Here is a 16,186-nt window from a genome sequence, read left to right as displayed (position 1 = left end):
GATATGTCTTTGCTTTGTTTGCCCGATTTAGGGCACTTCCAGAAAGAATATTGCTGTAAAGTGGCAAACATGGAAACATTAGACAAGTTTGACATCGCGATCCTGAATGAGTTGCAACTCGACGCCCGGTTGACGAACACGGAATTGGCCTCCCGTGTGGGCCTGTCGGCCGCGCCCTGCTGGCGGCGGGTGCGGGCGCTGGAAGAATCGGGCTTCATCACCGGCTACCGTGCCGAGATCAACCGCCACAAGATCGGGCTGGGCGTTCTGGCCTTTGTGCGGCTGGACGCTGACCGCAACAGTGGCGACGCAACGCGCCAGCTGGAAGAGGCCATCAAGAAGCTGCCGGAGATCGTCTCTTGCCACTACATCAGCGGCACCGGCACTTTCGAGCTGCAGGTGGTGGCGCAAGACCTGGAGGCTTTCAGCAAGTTTGCGCTGCAAAACCTGATCAACCTGCCCAATGTGAAAGACTTGCACACCAGTTTTTCGCTGGGCGAAGTCAAAGCCAGCAGCGCGCTGCCGCTCGGGCACCTGACGCGGGTTACAGCCTAAAATTCAAGAAAATAGTGCCTGAAACCCTTTACCGACGGGCGCAACCAGCTATTTATTTAATAGCACCAAACTCGCTCGCTGTGCACATGGCCGGCACATGAAACACCTGCAAGATAACGCCTGAAGGAGCCCCGCATGAAACCATCCGCCCGTCCCGCCTCTTTGGCCTTTATGCTTTTTATGGCCCTGGCGCCCGCCCTGCAAGCGCAACCAGCTATCAATTCAGGAGCAAACCCGGAGGCGCTGCCCATGCGCAACCTGCAGATAGAAGTGCGGCAGGCCGGCAGCAGCCTGCGCTCCCAGAGTGCCCTGGGCGCACAGGGCGGTGTTGTGCTGCAACCGGGCCGTTCGGGCCTCAATGCCCAGATCACAGCCCAGGACAGCCAGCGCAGCGATTCACGCGACCTGGTGCAGCGCGTGCTGGTGCTCAACGGGCGCAACGCCAACATCAACCTGGGCAACAGCCAGCCATTGCGGCTGGTGCAGGCACGCCAGGCCGGCACCGTGTTCATCGAGGCCAACAGCGGCTTTTCAGCCAGGCCCACCTGGTACGGCGGCGACAACGTGGAGCTGGAACTGGCCGCGGGGCAGGCCAGCCGCACAGGCTCGTCGCCGCAGGCGCCCCTGTCCTCATCGTCCACCAGCACCTCGCTGACCGTTCGCCTCGGGGAATGGGTCACCGTGGCCGAGTCGGACGATACGGGCGCCGGCAGCAGCAGCGGCATCGCCGACAGCCGGCAATCCACCCGTCGGGACGGGATGAGGGTGGAAGTCCGCCTCTCCGTGCGCTAAAAAAGAGCCGCTCACAAAACCCGGCGAAGCGGTCCTGGCATGGCAGGGCGGCGCGACAACGCCGGGAGGGTTTTGAGCGCCTCCGGGGAGTCAGTCGCGCACGCAGCGCGCGACCAGCGGCAGCAGCGGATAACGCAGCACCGCCTCGCGGCCGCTGGCGCCCAGGCCAAACTCGGCGCGTATGCGCGGATTGCTGTACACCGTCTGCTGTGCACCCTGGCCGCCTGCGTCGCGAAACAGCAGGTCCGAGCCGCCGGCGCTATCCAGCACGGCGGTGTCGTCCACAAACTTCACCTTGAAGTCAGCGCCGTGTTCGCAGCGGTACTGCGCGGCAAACGAAGGCCCGCCACCTGCCGCGCAGGCTGCCAGCACAAGCGCTCCGGTCACCGCTACAAAGCCCATCCCGGTCCGGGTCGACAGTTGTTTCATGGAATCTCCTTCAGCTTGCCCAACGTTTCGAGCACTCACTTCGGCCAGAGCACCCAAAGCCGCAGCGGCTGGTTGACACGCGCCGCCAGCAGGCCGGCTTCGGGGCCGGTTCCGGCAAAATAATCGGCCCTGACCGCACCCACAATCGCGCTGCCGGTATCTTGCGCCAGCACCAGCTTCTGCAGATTGGCCGCGCCGCCGCGGGACGCCAGCCATACCGGCGTGCCGTACGGAATACTTGCCGGGTCAACCGCGATTGATCGGCCCGGCGTCAATGCCACGCCCTGCGCACCTTTGGGTCCAAAGGCGGTGTCCAGTTCACTCAGCGGCTGCTCCTGGAAAAAAGTGTAGCGCGGGTTGCTCCAGAGCATTTGCTGGGAGCGCTGCGGATTTTTCGCAACCCATGCCTTGGTGGACTCCACCCAGGGCGCCGTCATGCGGCCTTCGCCCTGCTCCAGCAGCCACTGGGTCACGCTGCGAAACGGCTGCTCGTTCGTGCCTGCGTAGGCCACGCGCACGACACGCTGCGAGCCGTCGGCTTCCGTGATGTTCAGCCGGCCCGAGCCTTGTATGTGCAGCGACATCGCCTCAACCGGGTCGGCCAGCCAGGCGATCTCGCGGCCGCGCAGCGCGGCTTTGGCTTCGGCAAGGGTGTCGATTTCCTGCCGCGAGAACCACGGTTTGCGGCTGCCCAGCGATGCGGGAGGGCGGTACAGCGGCACCTCGTAGCCCGCACCGGGCTGCCGGCTGGCCTTGAGCACAGGCTCGTAGTAACTGGTCAGCAGCCCCTCGGCAACGCCTTGCAGGCTCTCCACCCGGTAGGGCTGCAAGCGCCGGACCATCCAGTTGCGCTGCTCATCGGCAGACGCAATGCTGAGGCGCCGGATCTCGCCGCACAGGGGGGCAAAACCCGGGCCGGGACGCTCGCAGCTCTTGAGCCAGGCGTTCCAGGCCTCAAACAGCGCGTCTTCTTCGAAGCCGGGCAACTCGGCCCAGCGGACCGCGACCCAGCGGCTTTTCCCCTGCACCATGGGCGCGGGCAATGGGCCGGTATCGCCGGCGCGGACGCCCGGGGCTGTGGGCTCGCCCGCCGGGACGGTCGAAGGCGGCCGGGGCGGGCTTGCGCAGGAAGCGAGCAGCGCCACCATGGCGATAATTGGGACAAGCCGCAATGAGCGCATTGACGGCAGCACAGGCATCGAAGCCTTTTTTGAAATCCAAGGAAATGTCATGGCCCTACTTTTGCTCGAAGCCCTGGGGGCGTTGCTGCTGCTGGTGTTCATTGTGTGGTGGACGATGTTTTCGGGCCGCAAAAATGGCGAGTTGAAGGAACCAGTCCATTCAGAGACTCCTGCCGAGCCCGGAAAAGAATAAGCCGGCGCCGCGCCGCAGCTACAGGTTGCGCAGCAGATTGGCCAGTTCCACAGCCGACTTGACACCCATTTTGTCAAAAACCCGGGCACGGTGGACCTCCACCGTGCGCACACTGATGTCAAGCTGGTCCGCCACCAGCTTGTTGGGCAACCCACCCACCACCAGTTTCATCACATCGCGCTCCCGGTCCGTCAAGCCGTCAAGCCGGGCTTGCAGGCCGGTCGACTCGCTGTGCTGCGCCAGTGCCCCGGCGGAATGGTTCAGCGCCTGTTCAATGCGGTCTACCAACGCGTTGTCTGAAAAGGGCTTTTCGCAAAAATCAAAAGCGCCGCGCTTGACCGCGTCGACCGCCGTGGGAACGTCCGCATGGCCCGTCAAAAAGATCACCGGCAGCGTGGGCAGCAAGCCGTAGGCAATCAGTTTCTCGAACATGGCCAGGCCGCTCAGGCCCGCCATGCGTACATCCAGCAGCACGCAGGAAGGCGACTTGACAGCGAAGTGCTGTGACACGCGCGCATCAAACGCCTCGGCACTGTCGAAGGTTTCGCTCAACAGGCGGCGCGAGCGCAGCAGCCAGGCCAGCGCGTCGCGCACGCTGGCATCGTCGTCGACGATATAAACCGTGGCATTTTGAATGGGTTCCATGCTGTGTCCTTCAGGCTGTCGGCGCACCTGCATCATGCGGCAGCGCCGCCGGCAGGGTGAAACTGAAAATCGTACCCCGCGGCTGGCCGGGCTCAAACCCCAGGAAGCCGCCGTGCTGCTCAATCACCGTGCGGCACAGGCTCAGGCCCAGCCCCATGCCCTCTTCCTTGGTGGTGAAAAATGGCGTGAAGAGCTGCTCGGCCACTTCACTGGAAATGCCTTCACCGCAATCCGTCACCGAAAATTCCACCCAGCGGCTCTGCGCGTTCGATGCGGCCGGACGGATACGCAGCGTCAGCACTTTTTCCCGCGGGGCCGCCTGCGCCGCCCCGCCTTCATGGATCGCGGCCTGCATGGCCTGCATGCCGTTGCGCGAGAGGTTGAGAAGCACTTGCTCAACCATGGTGCGGTCGCATAGCACGGGCGTGCAGGTCTCGTCGACCTCGATCACCACGCGCACGCCGAGCTTGCGTGCCTGAAGGGTCACCAGTGGCATGATGGCGTCCAGCAGCGCGCGAGGCTGCACGGCTTCGCGCACCTGATCGCGCCGCCTCACAAAATCATGCACGCTCTTGATGACCTTTCCCGCGCGTTCGGCCTGCTCGGCAATGCGGCGCATGGCCAGCTGCAAATCTTCCGACAACGGCGCCACCGCTGAGCTGGCATTCGCTGCCAGCGGCTTGTCGTGGTCCATGCCGTCCTGCAGCAGGTTGAGCGAGCCTGTGGCGTAGCTTGAAATGGCGGCCAGCGGCTGGTTGAGTTCGTGACTGAGCAGCGAGGCCATCTCGCCAACCATTGCCAGCCGTGCGGTGGCCTGCAGGCGATCCTGGCTGGCACGGGAAAGTTCTTCCACCCGTCGCTGTTCACTGACGTCCAGAATCGCGCTCATCCAGCCGGTGTGCTTGCCCACGGCATTGATCAGCGGAGCCTCCATGATCAGCACGGGGAACCGCGTGCCATCGCGCCGCATGAACACCGATTCGTGGCCCTCCCTGGGCAGGCTGTTGCCTGCCAGCCGGATTTCCTGACGCTGCTGATAAACGCCGGCCAGTTCGGGGGGCCAGTAGGGTGAGGGAAAGCTCTGATTGAGCAGATCCTTGGCGTCCACGCCAACCATCTTGCAAAACGCCGGATTCACGTAAGTGATGCGCCCTTGCAAGTCTCGCGCGCGCAGGCCGGTCAGCACAGAGTCCTCCATGGCCTTGCGAAAAGCCAGGGCTTCGCCGAGGTCATGCTCGACTTTCAGCCTGCGTCGCATATCCCTTGCGAGGAGGTACAGCACGGCAAGCAGCGCCAGTGACATGGCGGTTACCAGCGCGGTGAGCACATTGGGGAAAAGGGCCGGCGTGCCCAGCCGGCTTTCCATCCTGACCACCAGCGTATTGCCGGGCAGGTCCAGCAGCTGTTGCGCAATATAGATACGGCTGCCGCGCGAAGGCACGCCTTGCAGGGCCAGACGCGTGCCGTCCGCTTCGGTAAAAGACAGACCGATGCCCCGGGCGAGCTGGCGGCCGACCAGTTCCCCCAGAATGTCCTGCAGCGAATAGGTGACCACGCTATACCCCGTGAGGCGCCCCGCCACCACGACGGGCAGGCACATGTCGAGCACTTCCAGGCCCAGGCCATCGCGCTGCGGCATGAAATAACTGGTGGAGTAGGCCGCACCGCTCAGACGCCGGGCCGTGGTGCAGGTCAGGCCCACGTCGGTTTGCAAACTGCCCCGCCCGAGCCGCTCGAACACCGAAGTGCGATAGGGCGTCTCCACAAACCCGAGCACATCGAGCGCTTCGTTGCGCCATTCAAGCCGCATGATTTCACGGCGCTCGCGAAGCAGCTCAGCGGCGGATGGATGCCACGACTCCGGCGTACGGTCGCTGGACTGCAGGGCCTGCACGGTCTGGATATTGCGCGTCAGTCCCGAGCGGATGTCTGTTACGGCTTCCGCTGCGTCATGCTCCAGCCGGCTTTGCACCATGCTGGACTCATACCGTCCCGCCAGCCACACCAGAATGCCCAGCAACGCCACCAGCAGCGCCACCAGTAGCGCCCACAGGGACCAGCGCTTGCTGGCGCGGCTGACACCCTTTGCAAACGGAAACCTCACGCGCCCGGCCTCATAGGAAACGATGGTTCAATGCAGGCAAACGGCTTCGTACACCTTCCGTGTGAGTGCTGGAGATTTCACCCAGAACAACGCCTGCGCCTTCAGCCTGTTGGGCCACCACCTCACCCCAGGGATCCACCAGCATGCTGTGGCCCCAGGTACGGCGGCCGTTTTCATGCGTGCCGCCCTGCGCCGCCGCAATGACGTAGGCCTGGTTTTCAATGGCGCGTGCACGCAGCAGCACTTCCCAATGCGCCTGCCCGGTGGTGTAGGTAAACGCGCTGGGCACCAGCAATACATCGGCCTTCAGCGCGCGGTAAAGCTCCGGAAAGCGCAGGTCATAACAAATGCTCATGCCAACAGCGTAGACATGGCCATCGCGGGAAGCCAGATCAAACCGGACGGGCTGTGCGCCAGGCTCCAGCACACGCGTCTCGTCATAGTCTTCCTTTCCCTGCGCAAAGCGAAAAAGATGGATCTTGTCATACCGCGCGATGCACTGGCCCGTCGGCGCATAGGCCAGCGAGCAGTTGCGCGCGCGCGCCGGATCAGACGTTGCCATGGGCAGCGTGCCGCCCACGATCCACAAGCCGAGCTCACGCGCCGACCGGCTCAGGAAGTCCTGTATCAAGCCCGTTCCGACGCTCTCCTGGACTTTCAGCTTGTCGGTGTCTTTGAAGCCCATGATGCAGAAATACTCCGGCAGCACCGCCAGCTCGGCGCCCTGGGCCGCAGCCTGCTCAAGCAGGCTGCGCGCCGCGGCAAGGTTGTCCTGCACGCGCGTACCTGAGACCATCTGGATGGCAGCTATCTTCATGGTCAACGAACCTCCTGAACAGGCTCTGCTGCAGCCTGTGCCTTGCGATCCACCTTGATGATTTTCGGGTCAGACCAGGTTCCTTCTATGTGGAATTCCTGGGTCGCCGCCTGCATCAAAGGCCGGCGCAGGAACATCTGGGCAAGGAAGCTGCCCAGGCCGATGGCCGGGTTGATGACTGTGGCGATCAGGGAAGCCGTACCGGCATTGATTTCCGGCACCACGACCGCCTTGATGTTCTGCGTCTCCTTGGCAATATCGGCACTGCCCTCCATCAGCACGGCCGCATTCACGCCCTTCATCTGCAGGTTGTTGGTATAGGCGACGCCCTGGTTGATATTGATGTCGCCGCGGACAAAGTCGAAGGCAAAGCCTTCGGAAAAAACGTCCCGGAAATCCAGGGTCAGCCGCCTGGGCAAAGACTGCAGGCTCAACACGCCCAGCAGTTTTGTGATGCCCGGGTCAGCCTTGACAAACTGCCCTGACTCCACATTGACATTGAACTGTCCGCTCATGCTGGGATAGTCCAGGCTGAGAGGTGACCCCATCCACGCGACCTGCCCCTCCAGCTTGCCCTTGCCGCGGCGAATGACCTCACCCATGCCAAAGCGCTTGAGCAGCTCACCCGAATCGGCGATGTCCAGCTTGAAATTCATCACGGTGCGGCGGCGCTCGGCAGCCGCGCGCGCGGCACGCGGCGCATTTGCCGCAACGCTCTGGGCATTGATCGCCACCCAGTTGCCCGTTGCCGTCAGCACCGCCTCGGGAAGGATCACATTGAACTTGTTCAGGCGCCATTCGCGCACGCCCTCGCGGGCCGCGGCAGACGCTCCGCGGTTGACGGCGTCGATCTCGACCCGCCCCAGTTTTTTGCCGCGCAGTTCCAGGTCTTCCACCACGATGTCCAGGGCAGGGATGCTGGCAGGCTGCTCGTTCAGGATTGCTTCCACGTCACTGGCCGTACCTGGCGCCAGGCTCAAACGGGAAAGCCGCGCATAGACCCGCCCGGCGCCTATGCCGCCAGGCTGCCGGAATTCGACATATCCATTGAGCTCCGACGCGTCGATATTTGCACGCCATGTCAGGCCTTCACGGGAACCTCCCACCACCACGTTGTTCAGCTTGCGCCCTTCAACCACCAGCTCCTTTGCGCGAATGGCCATCGAGGTCGGCAGATAAGTCAGGGACGCGTTCGCGGCGGCCCGATTGGTCGCCGCAGTGGCAGCCACCGGCGGAGGTGTCTGGAGCGCGCTGCCGGAAGAAGAATCTGCCAGTATTTTTTGCCAGGCATCGAGGTCCACGTGGGCCAGGTTGATATTGGCCGCCACACCGGCCTCCTGCACAGGCACTGTCTCCCCCGGCTCAAGTCCGACGCCAATTCCGCCCCGTATCACACGAGGTTCGCTGCCGCTGACGTCGCGCACATACATGATGGACGCTACACGGCCGATGGTCACCGACAGCTGGTCCTCCAGCTTTTGCCCTGGCCCCATGGAGGTCGGCAAAAGCGAATTCTCAAACCGCAGCGGCAATGCCGCTTCCGCTGTCTTGCTCAGGGGCGCGGGCAGGTTAAGCGCCATGCCTTGCAGGCTGCTGGCGACAACCAGCTCAGGCACGCCACGGCGAAAACCCAATGAGGCGGTGTAGGCAGTGCTGCCCGTGGCATTTTGGGCCATGCGCGAAAGCGCGCCGAGCTCCCTGGCCTGGCGCAACCCTTCAGCGGTGACAACGCCTTGCGCCTTGAATGCCACCAGGCTTTCCGGCTCTGCATTGCCGGGTGATCGCGCCTGCACCCGCGTGCCACCGTCAAAACGGACGTCGCCGCCAAGCAGCCGTGCCTGAGCACCTGTCACGGTGAAACCGCGTTCGCTCACGGTCACAACGCCCTTGAGTTTTGTCAGCGCTGGGGTATCCAGGCCAAATTGCAGGTCATTGCCGGGCAGCGTGACGGTACCGTCCACCCGGGATTTATCGATGGTGTGGATAGGCAAGTCCAGCCGGAACCGGTATTCGCCCGACCCGGCCGCAACTGCTTTGGCCAGCACATGGCTGGTCATGCCGGCAACCGGGGACTGGTTGACGAACCCCAGCGCATCAGCAAGCGGCCCCTTGAGGTGTGTGTTCACCTCGACAGTGGTGTCATGTGTCAGGTCAGGGATACGCGCATTACCCTTGACCAGCTGCAAACCCGGCAGGCCATTGACCTTGCCGGTGACGTCGTTGACCTCAAGTGCCGCATGGTTAAACACCAGTTCGCCGTTGAGTTCCGTCAAGGCCGGCCACCCCGCCGCTCCGGCCGGTTGTATGGATTTGGGCACATAGGCATAGTGCCCGTTCCGCACCTTGGCGGTCACCCGGAAGTCCCCTTGCGCCGGGTTGGTGAAAGGCAATTGCGCCAGCGGCCCCTTGACCTTGAACTTCACGTCGCTGACCTGGCCTTGCACGACCGCGTCACGCACATAGTGGCGCACCCGGTCCGGCAATACCAGCGGCAAATAACGGTGTACCCGCTCGCCATCACCGCGGCTCAAAACGCCCTGCAGATCCAGCACACCCGGGAATCTGGGGTCTGCTGCATCTGCAGCATGCGGCTTGCTGGAAACCACATCGTCGGTATGCCATGCGGCTTGCGCTTCTCCCTGCGCGTCGGCATTGGCAAATCGCAGGTTGTTCAGCTGCGCTTCGATTTTCCGGCCCGCAAACTTCCATTGCGTCTCGGCGGAAAGCTGGTCAAACGGCACCAGCGAATCCTCAAACACGCCCGGCAGGTCGAGCGAGCCGTTGAGTATCTTGACCCCGGCCCGTCCACCCGCTTGCGTCAGGTCAAAGTCAATGGTGGCGCCACTGATTCCCGGCCTGCCAGGCTTGGGATGCACTGACGCTGGGCTGGGCGGCGCGGGCAGGGCAGCAATACTCAGCCCGGCGACGCGCCCTTTTGCGGCGTAGGCGGCAGGGGCATCCAGCGGTCCCTGCCAGCGGGCCTCAACGCTTTCGACCAGCCCCTTCGGGGCAAATGAAGCGATCAGCCCATGGACGGGAGCATCAAGCGGCAGGCGATTGGCAATCTGTGCGAGCGCTGCAAGATCGAGCTTGTCGGCCTTGAGTTCGGTGTGCTGCGCAACGCCGGCCTCGTCCCCTGTGTGCACCAGCGCCACATTGCCACCTGGCCACTGCAGGCCGTCGCGGGTACGAAAGCGCAGGCCTTCGGTATTGAAATCAAAACCATTGGTACGCTGGCCGCCACCCACACGCCCGGCGACAAAATCAAAGGCCAAAGGCTGCAGCTTGGCACCCAGGCGGGCATCTACATCCTGCAGTGCCACATCGGCCGTGCCGCCGGTCACCCGGCCTTGGGAAATATCTGCCCATGCGCGAAGCGCGCCATTCCCGCGTGTCAGCTCAATGCCCAGTGCGTCCAGGTTGAGGTACGGCTTGATGCGGGACGCATCCACCCGGTCGAACCCGGCAAATAGCTGGCCTGTCCAGGCATCAAAATCACCGGCGCTGCTTGACAACAGCGCTTGGCGGAAGATGCCCCGGACAGTGAAACGGTCACCCCATTCTGCGGGGGGTGTGGCATCCAGGCGCATGAGGTGGCGCCGCCGCGTATTGCGCATCACCCAGTCGACCTGCGTCAACGCCAAGGGTGGTGCCGGATTCATTTCATCTGTCCAGCGCACGGTGCCGCCTCGCATGACAAACTCGGTCTGCGAGAAGAACCAGTCCGCAGCGGCGCTCTCGCCGGCCGCCCGGTCCTGCGAAACATCGAGGCCGCCGACATAGATCTTTCCGTCAGCGGTTCGCCGTATGTCCAGCTCGGGCTTGTCGATATAAAGCTGCTCGAAGCCCAACCCCCAGATCGAAGAAGCGGACAGGGCGCCGAGAATCACCGGCAGCCGCAGGGCCTCGCGCCCCTGGGCGTCGAGCAGGGTCACGTCGCGCAACTCGAACGAAGGAATCATCCCCTGGGAATGTGCGGTGATTCCGCCAATGCGAACAGGCACCCCCAAAGCCTTGCTGGCCTCTATTTCCAGGCGCGGACGGAACTCCCCGATTCGCGGCACAATCCAGCCATGCAGCACGAACCAGGTCAGGCCAAAGAGCACCCAGGCCGTGGCAACAAGCCACAGCAACACGCGCAGGGTAAGAGCAAGCCATCGCAGTCGTTGCGGCGGCGGGGTAGGCAGGCTGGGGATCGTTGGCTCCATTGACATGAGAATTATGACCGCCGGGGCCAGCGTTCGCCCGGCAGTGAACCATGAAGTTTTGTGAAGTAGTGTGATGACCGTCGCCCAAACCGCCTGCCCTGATACCTTACTCGCCGCCGGGCCGGCCGCGTCGGACTATTCACGGTTCGTCCAGCGCATCCGCCGCCGCTACGCCGATCAACTCTTCCTCCTGCCTGCGGGCGCCCCCGTGCGCGCCGCCATGCAGGTCGCGCTGGACGCGCTGCTGGCGCAGGGCATGGCGACAGGCGCGGCGCTTCGGGTGCTTCGCCAGCTGGTCATGGAAAGACTGGTGGTGCTCGACTGTGACGGTGCCCTCGAAAGCCAGGCCCCACTTGCCGTGGTGACCTGCGCCATGACCGAGCTGGCCGAGCTGGCCCTGGATGTCGCCATGCGCGAGTCGGGCGCCGAACTTGACGGGCTGCATGGCGCACCGCAAGGCCCCGACGGGGAGCGTGCGCGCATGTGGGTCGTGGGCATGGGCAAGCTGGGTGCGCGCGAACTCAACGTTTCCAGCGACATCGACCTCATTTATGTCTACGACCACGACGGCGAAACCCGGGGGCGCAGCGATGGCCGCGGGCAGATATCCAACCACGAGTACTTCGCGCACCAGGTCAAAGCCGTCTTCAGCCTGATTGGTGATGCCACGGAGCATGGTTTTGTGTTTCGGGTGGACCTGGCGCTCCGGCCCAACGGAAGCTCCGGGCCGGCGGCCATTTCACTGAGCGCGCTTGAGGAGTATTTCCAGGCACAGGGTCGTGAATGGGAACGCTTTGCCTGGCTCAAGAGCCGGGTGGTGGCGCCGCTTGAATGCGTGCAGGACGGCTCGGCGCAGGCCCTGCGCGGCTCCGTGCTGCCCTTCGTCTTCAGGCGCTACCTTGACTACAACGTCTTCGATGCGCTGCGCACCTTGCACCGGCAAATCCGCGAGCATGCCGCCAAGCGCTGCGCCGGCCACCCGGAGCGGGCCAACGACGTGAAGATGTCGCGCGGCGGCATTCGCGAAATTGAATTCACCGTGCAATTGCTCCAGGTGGTGCGCGGCGGACAGTTTCCCGAGTTGCGCACCCGCCCCACGGTCGACGCCCTGCAGCGCGTGGCACGCGCGGGCCTGATGTTGCAGGAAACCGCCGATGCGCTGGCGCGGGCCTATGATTTTCTTCGCCGGGTGGAGCATCGCATCCAGTACCTCGATGATCAGCAGACCCACGTCCTGCCGACACGCGATGACGACCTGGCATGGATCGCGGAAACGCTGGGCTACAGCAATTGCTGCCTTTTCCTCAGCGAACTGGACACCCACCGGGAGCTGGTGGCCGGGGAATTCGACAAATTGCTGGGCGGCAAGCCCGACTGCAAAGGCTGCGGCAAAACGGCCAAGGCGGCGCCGCAGCAGCTCGAAGACCTGCTGGAGCAATTGTCGGAACAGTGGCCGGAACAGTTTCGCGCGCGCCTGACACTGTGGCGCCAGCACCCGCGGGTGCTGGCCTTGCGCGAAGACTCCCGGGCGAGGTTGACACGGCTGGTGCAACGCACAGCCGCCTGGCTGGCGGAAGGCGCAGTCACCGAAGAAGCAGCCGTACGCATCATCGACTGGATAGAACCGCTCCTGAGGCGGGAGAGCTACCTGGCACTGCTGCTGGAGCGCCCTGCGGTGCATGAGCGCCTGCTGCGCCTGCTGGGGGCCGCCAAATGGCCCGCGCGCTACCTGCTGCAGCACCCCGGCGTTATTGATGAACTGGCCAGCGACGAGCTGCTCAAGGAACGCTTTGACGGCACAGCCTTCGCGCGTGACCTGCAACAGCGGCTGGCCGCGCTCAGGAGCACGGGCGAGGACGACGAGGAAACCTGCCTGAACCTGCTACGCCGCGCCCACCATGCGGAAGTGTTTCGCACCCTGGCACGCGACCTGGAAGGCGTACTTACGGTCGAGCAGGTGGCCGACGATCTGACGGCTCTCGCCGAAGCGGTGCTGAGCATCACCACCGACTGGTGCTGGCAACGCCTCAAAAACCGGCACCGTGAAACACCGCAGTTCGCCATCATTGCCTACGGCAAACTGGGCGGCAAAGAACTGGGTTACGGCAGCGATCTCGACATCGTGTTCGTCTATGAGGACGACGATGAGCGGGCGCCCGAAGTCTATGCGGCGTTTGTGCGCAAGCTGATCAACTGGCTTACCATCAAGACCGGCGAAGGCGACCTGTTTGAAATCGACACCGCCTTGCGGCCCAATGGCAATTCAGGCCTGCTGGTCACCAGTTTTGAGGCCTATACCCGCTACCAGCAGCAGCGTGGCAGCAATACCGCCTGGACCTGGGAACACCAGGCCATGACACGTGCGCGCTTCGTGCTGGGTGACGAGTCGCTGCGCCTGCGGTTTGACGAGGTCCGGCAGACCGTCATCACCGCCCCGCGCGACATCGTTGCGCTTCGCAACGAAATTGTGGCCATGCGCGAAAAGGTTCGCGACGCCCATCCGGTCAAAAGCCTCCACGCAACGCCAAACCCCACAGGCGGATCCGTCTCAGGCCCGCCTCCGCTCAAGGCTGAAAAATTTGACGTCAAGCACAGCGCGGGCGGCATGGTGGACGCCGAGTTCGCCGTGCAGTTCCTGGTGCTTTCCCAATCAGCCCGGCACCCGGAATTGAGGGACAACGTCGGCAACATCTCGCTCCTGCAACGCGCAGAAACGGCCGGCCTGCTGCCGGCCGGCGTCGGCCAGCGGGCGGCAAGCGCCTACCGCGAACTGCGGCGTGTCCAGCACCGCGCACGCCTCAACGAAGAACCCACCCAGGTCAACCCGCCTGCGCTTGAGGCAGAGCGCGGCGCGATCCAGCAACTGTGGGTTGCCACTTTTAGATCAAACAATTGATTTAATTCAATCGATTGTTTGATTAATGTGCTCTAATCCGGGCACATGACACCCGACCCGCCCTCTCAAACACCTTCGCACCCAGCCAAGCCTGAAGGGGAAAGCCGAAAACAGCGCTCCGACGGCGCCCATGCCAGGGCGCACCTGTTGCTCGCGGCACTCAGGCTGTTTTCCGAAAAAGGGTTTACCAAAACCTCGATTCGCGATATCGCCCATGCAGCGGGGGCCAACGTGGCGGCGATCAGCTATTACTTCGGCGATAAAGCCGGCCTGTACCGGGCTGTTTTCACCGAACCGCTGGGCAGCGCGCGCGATGACATTGCGCTGTACAACCAGCCCCACTTCACCTTGCGGCAGTCTCTTGAAGGCTTTTTTTCGAGCTTCCTCGAACCTTTGCGTCAGGGTGAACTGGTGCAGCTGTGCATGAAGCTCCACTTTCGTGAGATGCTGGAACCCACAGGCCTGTGGGCCGAGGAAATCGACCAGGGCATCAAGCCGGCGCATACCGCGCTGGTCACCGTGCTTTGCCGCCATTTAGGCCTCACCAAAGCCGACGACGAGGTGCACAGGCTGGCGTTTTCCATCACCGGGCTGGCACTTCAAATGTTCCTGAGCCGCGAGGTCGTGGAAGCGATCCGGCCCCAGCTGTTCGGAACACCTGAAGCCCTGGAACAGTGGGCTGTCAGCCTGGTGGCATATGCCGAAGCCATGGTAGGTGTCGAAATGGCACGCCGAAATCACCTTTCCGATCACCCCGCGGCTGACAGGCCACGACTGAAAACAGCACACCATGAAAAAAACTGACTCCGGATGCGAACGCTTGCGCTTGCTGACAGCGGGGCCGCTGTTCGGCGCGTGTGCGCTGTTGCTGGGCGGCTGCGCCTCCGACAATCCGCACACACCGCCTGCCATCTCGATTCCCGCGCAATGGCAAACGCCTTTGCCGGCGGCGGGCACCACGGCCGCATTGCCCCACGGCGGCAGCCTGAAAGGGCTGGCGCAATGGTGGCAGCAGCAAAATGACCCCTTGCTGGTGGAATTGATCATGGCGGCGGAATCGGTCAGCCCGTCCGTTTCAACAGCGCGCTCCAACATCGAGCAGGCACGGGCTTCGCGCGTGGCTTCCGGCGCAGCCATGTTGCCCACGCTCGATGGCACCGCCAGCGCCAGTCGCGGACGCTCGGCGCCCGTGAACCGCACAGCGCCGCCCATTTCCACAACCACCCAGGTGGGGTTGCAGACCTCCTGGGAAATCGACCTCTTTGGTCAGTACGCCGCGAGCCGGGATGCCGATCAGCAGCGGCTGGAAGGCTCCCAGGCGCTGTGGCATTCGGCGCGTGTATCGGTTGCCGCCGAGGTCGCCACCCAGTACTACAGCCTGCGCGCTTGCGAAAAGCTGCTCGAGGTTGCGCGCTCCGATGCCGCATCCCGGGGTGAAACTGCACGTTTGGCGGAACTCAGCACCAGGGCAGGTTTTCAGGCGCCCGCCACCGCGGCATTGGCCAGGGCCAGCGCGGCCGAAGGCAACAGCAACGCCATCCAGCAGCGCGCACTGTGCGACCTGGATGTCAAGGCACTGGTGGCCCTGACTGCCATCGATGAACCCGCACTGCGGCAAAAACTGGCCAGCACACCGGTCGACCTGACTCTGGAATCGGTAGCGCCTGTCATCAGCGTGCCGGCGGAAGTGCTGGCCCAGCGGCCCGATATCTTCAATGCGGCACGCGAAGTGGATGCCGCTCACCTGGAAGTCGGCAGCGCGCGCGCGCAACGCTTTCCAAGGCTCAACCTGAGCGGCTCGGTTGCGACCAACAGGTCATACACCGCCAGCACCACGCAGCGCTTTGACACCTGGACCGTCGGGCCGCTGCAGCTGACCATCCCGATCTTTGACGGCGGCGCCAGCGAGGCCAATGTAGAAGCCGCCAAGGCGCGCTACGAGGACGCCGCCGCCCAATACCGCGGCAGCGTGCGAAAGGCCGTGCGGGAAGTCGAGGAAGCGCTGGTCAACCTGCAAAGCACCGCCGAGCGCAGCCAGGATGCATTGGTCGCCACACAAGGCTATCGCGCGTCATTCGTCGGCACCGAAGCCCGCTACAAAAGCGGGCTGGCGAGCCTGGTCGAGCTTGAAGACGCCCGCCGCACCCTGCTGGCCGCACAAAGCGCACTGGTCACGTTGCAACGCGACCGGCGCAGCGCCTGGGTTGCGCTGTACCGGGCGCTCGGCGGCGGCTGGTCCACCGCCGAACCCCCTGTGTCGCCGCTGGTCTCTGATGTGCCGGCACCTTTCACCCCTGCTGCCCTCACCGCCCCCTGAGGCGCGGTTTGCCGACCCTGCCACACCTATGACAGATCCTTTGAACACC

At 63.8% G+C, this 16,186-nt stretch carries 12 protein-coding genes; 6 read left to right on the top strand and 6 right to left on the bottom strand.

Translation table 11 applies throughout. The annotated features are described in order from the left end of the window. The first annotated feature begins 69 nt into the window (after positions 1–69). Both AC1D1J_RS21100 and AC1D1J_RS21095 read left to right on the top strand, forming a co-directional pair. A complete protein-coding gene (locus tag AC1D1J_RS21100) occupies positions 70–555 on the top strand; it encodes an Lrp/AsnC family transcriptional regulator (protein WP_477687518.1) in 486 nt (161 codons plus the stop codon). A gap of 135 nt (positions 556–690) precedes the next feature. Continuing rightward, positions 691–1,347, top strand: a complete 657-nt coding sequence (locus AC1D1J_RS21095; protein WP_477687519.1) for a hypothetical protein — start codon at positions 691–693, stop codon at positions 1,345–1,347. Between the two features lie 90 nt (positions 1,348–1,437). Here AC1D1J_RS21095 and AC1D1J_RS21090 read toward each other — a convergent pair whose 3' ends face one another. Further along, the gene (locus tag AC1D1J_RS21090) at positions 1,438–1,776 is read right to left on the bottom strand and encodes a hypothetical protein (protein ID WP_477687520.1); all 339 of its coding nucleotides are present in this window, start codon (positions 1,774–1,776) and stop codon (positions 1,438–1,440) included. Between the two features lie 35 nt (positions 1,777–1,811). Beyond that, positions 1,812–2,924, bottom strand: coding sequence for a murein transglycosylase A (mltA, locus tag AC1D1J_RS21085; RefSeq protein ID WP_477695780.1), 1,113 nt, complete (start codon positions 2,922–2,924; stop codon positions 1,812–1,814). On the opposite strand from mltA, the gene AC1D1J_RS21080 reads away from it, so the two are divergent. Then, on the top strand, positions 2,923–3,150 hold the full coding sequence (locus AC1D1J_RS21080; protein ID WP_477687522.1) for a hypothetical protein: 228 nt from the start codon (positions 2,923–2,925) through the stop codon (positions 3,148–3,150). The two genes, mltA and AC1D1J_RS21080, sit on opposite strands and share 2 nt — an antisense overlap. Before the next feature lie 18 nt (positions 3,151–3,168). Here AC1D1J_RS21080 and AC1D1J_RS21075 read toward each other — a convergent pair whose 3' ends face one another. The 4 genes from AC1D1J_RS21075 to AC1D1J_RS21060 are packed head-to-tail and all read right to left on the bottom strand — an operon-like array spanning position 3,169 to position 10,924. Further along, complete coding sequence (locus AC1D1J_RS21075) at positions 3,169–3,795, bottom strand: response regulator transcription factor (protein ID WP_477687523.1); 627 nt, start codon at positions 3,793–3,795, stop codon at positions 3,169–3,171. Positions 3,796–3,805: 10 nt separating this feature from the next. Further along, positions 3,806–5,899: a two-component system sensor histidine kinase NtrB gene (locus tag AC1D1J_RS21070; protein WP_477695779.1), complete on the bottom strand. Its 2,094-nt coding sequence runs from the start codon at positions 5,897–5,899 to the stop codon at positions 3,806–3,808. Positions 5,900–5,909: 10 nt separating this feature from the next. After that, the gene (locus AC1D1J_RS21065) at positions 5,910–6,716 is read right to left on the bottom strand and encodes a carbon-nitrogen hydrolase family protein (RefSeq protein ID WP_477695778.1); all 807 of its coding nucleotides are present in this window, start codon (positions 6,714–6,716) and stop codon (positions 5,910–5,912) included. 2 nt (positions 6,717–6,718) lie between these two features. Beyond that, the gene (locus tag AC1D1J_RS21060) at positions 6,719–10,924 is read right to left on the bottom strand and encodes a YhdP family protein (protein WP_477695777.1); all 4,206 of its coding nucleotides are present in this window, start codon (positions 10,922–10,924) and stop codon (positions 6,719–6,721) included. 73 nt (positions 10,925–10,997) lie between these two features. Between AC1D1J_RS21060 and glnE the strand changes: the two genes are divergently transcribed. Genes glnE through AC1D1J_RS21045 form a run of 3 tightly spaced genes read left to right on the top strand, consistent with a single transcriptional unit; the run spans position 10,998 to position 16,137 of the window. Then, positions 10,998–13,820 carry a bifunctional [glutamate--ammonia ligase]-adenylyl-L-tyrosine phosphorylase/[glutamate--ammonia-ligase] adenylyltransferase gene (gene glnE / locus AC1D1J_RS21055; protein WP_477695776.1) on the top strand — a complete coding sequence of 941 codons (2,823 nt, stop codon included), beginning with the start codon at positions 10,998–11,000 and terminating at the stop codon, positions 13,818–13,820. A 45-nt stretch (positions 13,821–13,865) separates the two neighbouring features. Further along, positions 13,866–14,624, top strand: coding sequence for a CerR family C-terminal domain-containing protein (locus tag AC1D1J_RS21050; protein WP_477687528.1), 759 nt, complete (start codon positions 13,866–13,868; stop codon positions 14,622–14,624). After that, positions 14,611–16,137: an efflux transporter outer membrane subunit gene (locus tag AC1D1J_RS21045; protein ID WP_477695775.1), complete on the top strand. Its 1,527-nt coding sequence runs from the start codon at positions 14,611–14,613 to the stop codon at positions 16,135–16,137. Before AC1D1J_RS21050 ends, AC1D1J_RS21045 begins: the two co-directional genes overlap by 14 nt. The last annotated feature ends 49 nt before the right edge of the window (positions 16,138–16,186 follow it).

The organism is Polaromonas sp. P1_F8, from assembly GCF_056405635.1.
The sequence above is the reverse complement of the archived record's forward strand: the minus strand, read 5'-3'. Positions and strand labels throughout refer to the sequence as shown.

Coding starts and splice junctions, on each gene's coding strand:
- AC1D1J_RS21060 (WP_477695777.1), bottom strand. CDS start 10,924: ATGGAGCCAACGATCCCCAGCCTGCCTACCCCGCCGCCGCAACGACTG.
- AC1D1J_RS21080 (WP_477687522.1), top strand. CDS start 2,923: ATGGCGATAATTGGGACAAGCCGCAATGAGCGCATTGACGGCAGCACA.
- AC1D1J_RS21090 (WP_477687520.1), bottom strand. CDS start 1,776: ATGAAACAACTGTCGACCCGGACCGGGATGGGCTTTGTAGCGGTGACC.
- AC1D1J_RS21100 (WP_477687518.1), top strand. CDS start 70: ATGGAAACATTAGACAAGTTTGACATCGCGATCCTGAATGAGTTGCAA.
- AC1D1J_RS21065 (WP_477695778.1), bottom strand. CDS start 6,716: ATGAAGATAGCTGCCATCCAGATGGTCTCAGGTACGCGCGTGCAGGAC.
- glnE (WP_477695776.1), top strand. CDS start 10,998: ATGACCGTCGCCCAAACCGCCTGCCCTGATACCTTACTCGCCGCCGGG.
- mltA (WP_477695780.1), bottom strand. CDS start 2,924: ATGGTGGCGCTGCTCGCTTCCTGCGCAAGCCCGCCCCGGCCGCCTTCG.
- AC1D1J_RS21075 (WP_477687523.1), bottom strand. CDS start 3,795: ATGGAACCCATTCAAAATGCCACGGTTTATATCGTCGACGACGATGCC.
- AC1D1J_RS21050 (WP_477687528.1), top strand. CDS start 13,866: ATGACACCCGACCCGCCCTCTCAAACACCTTCGCACCCAGCCAAGCCT.
- AC1D1J_RS21045 (WP_477695775.1), top strand. CDS start 14,611: ATGAAAAAAACTGACTCCGGATGCGAACGCTTGCGCTTGCTGACAGCG.
- AC1D1J_RS21095 (WP_477687519.1), top strand. CDS start 691: ATGAAACCATCCGCCCGTCCCGCCTCTTTGGCCTTTATGCTTTTTATG.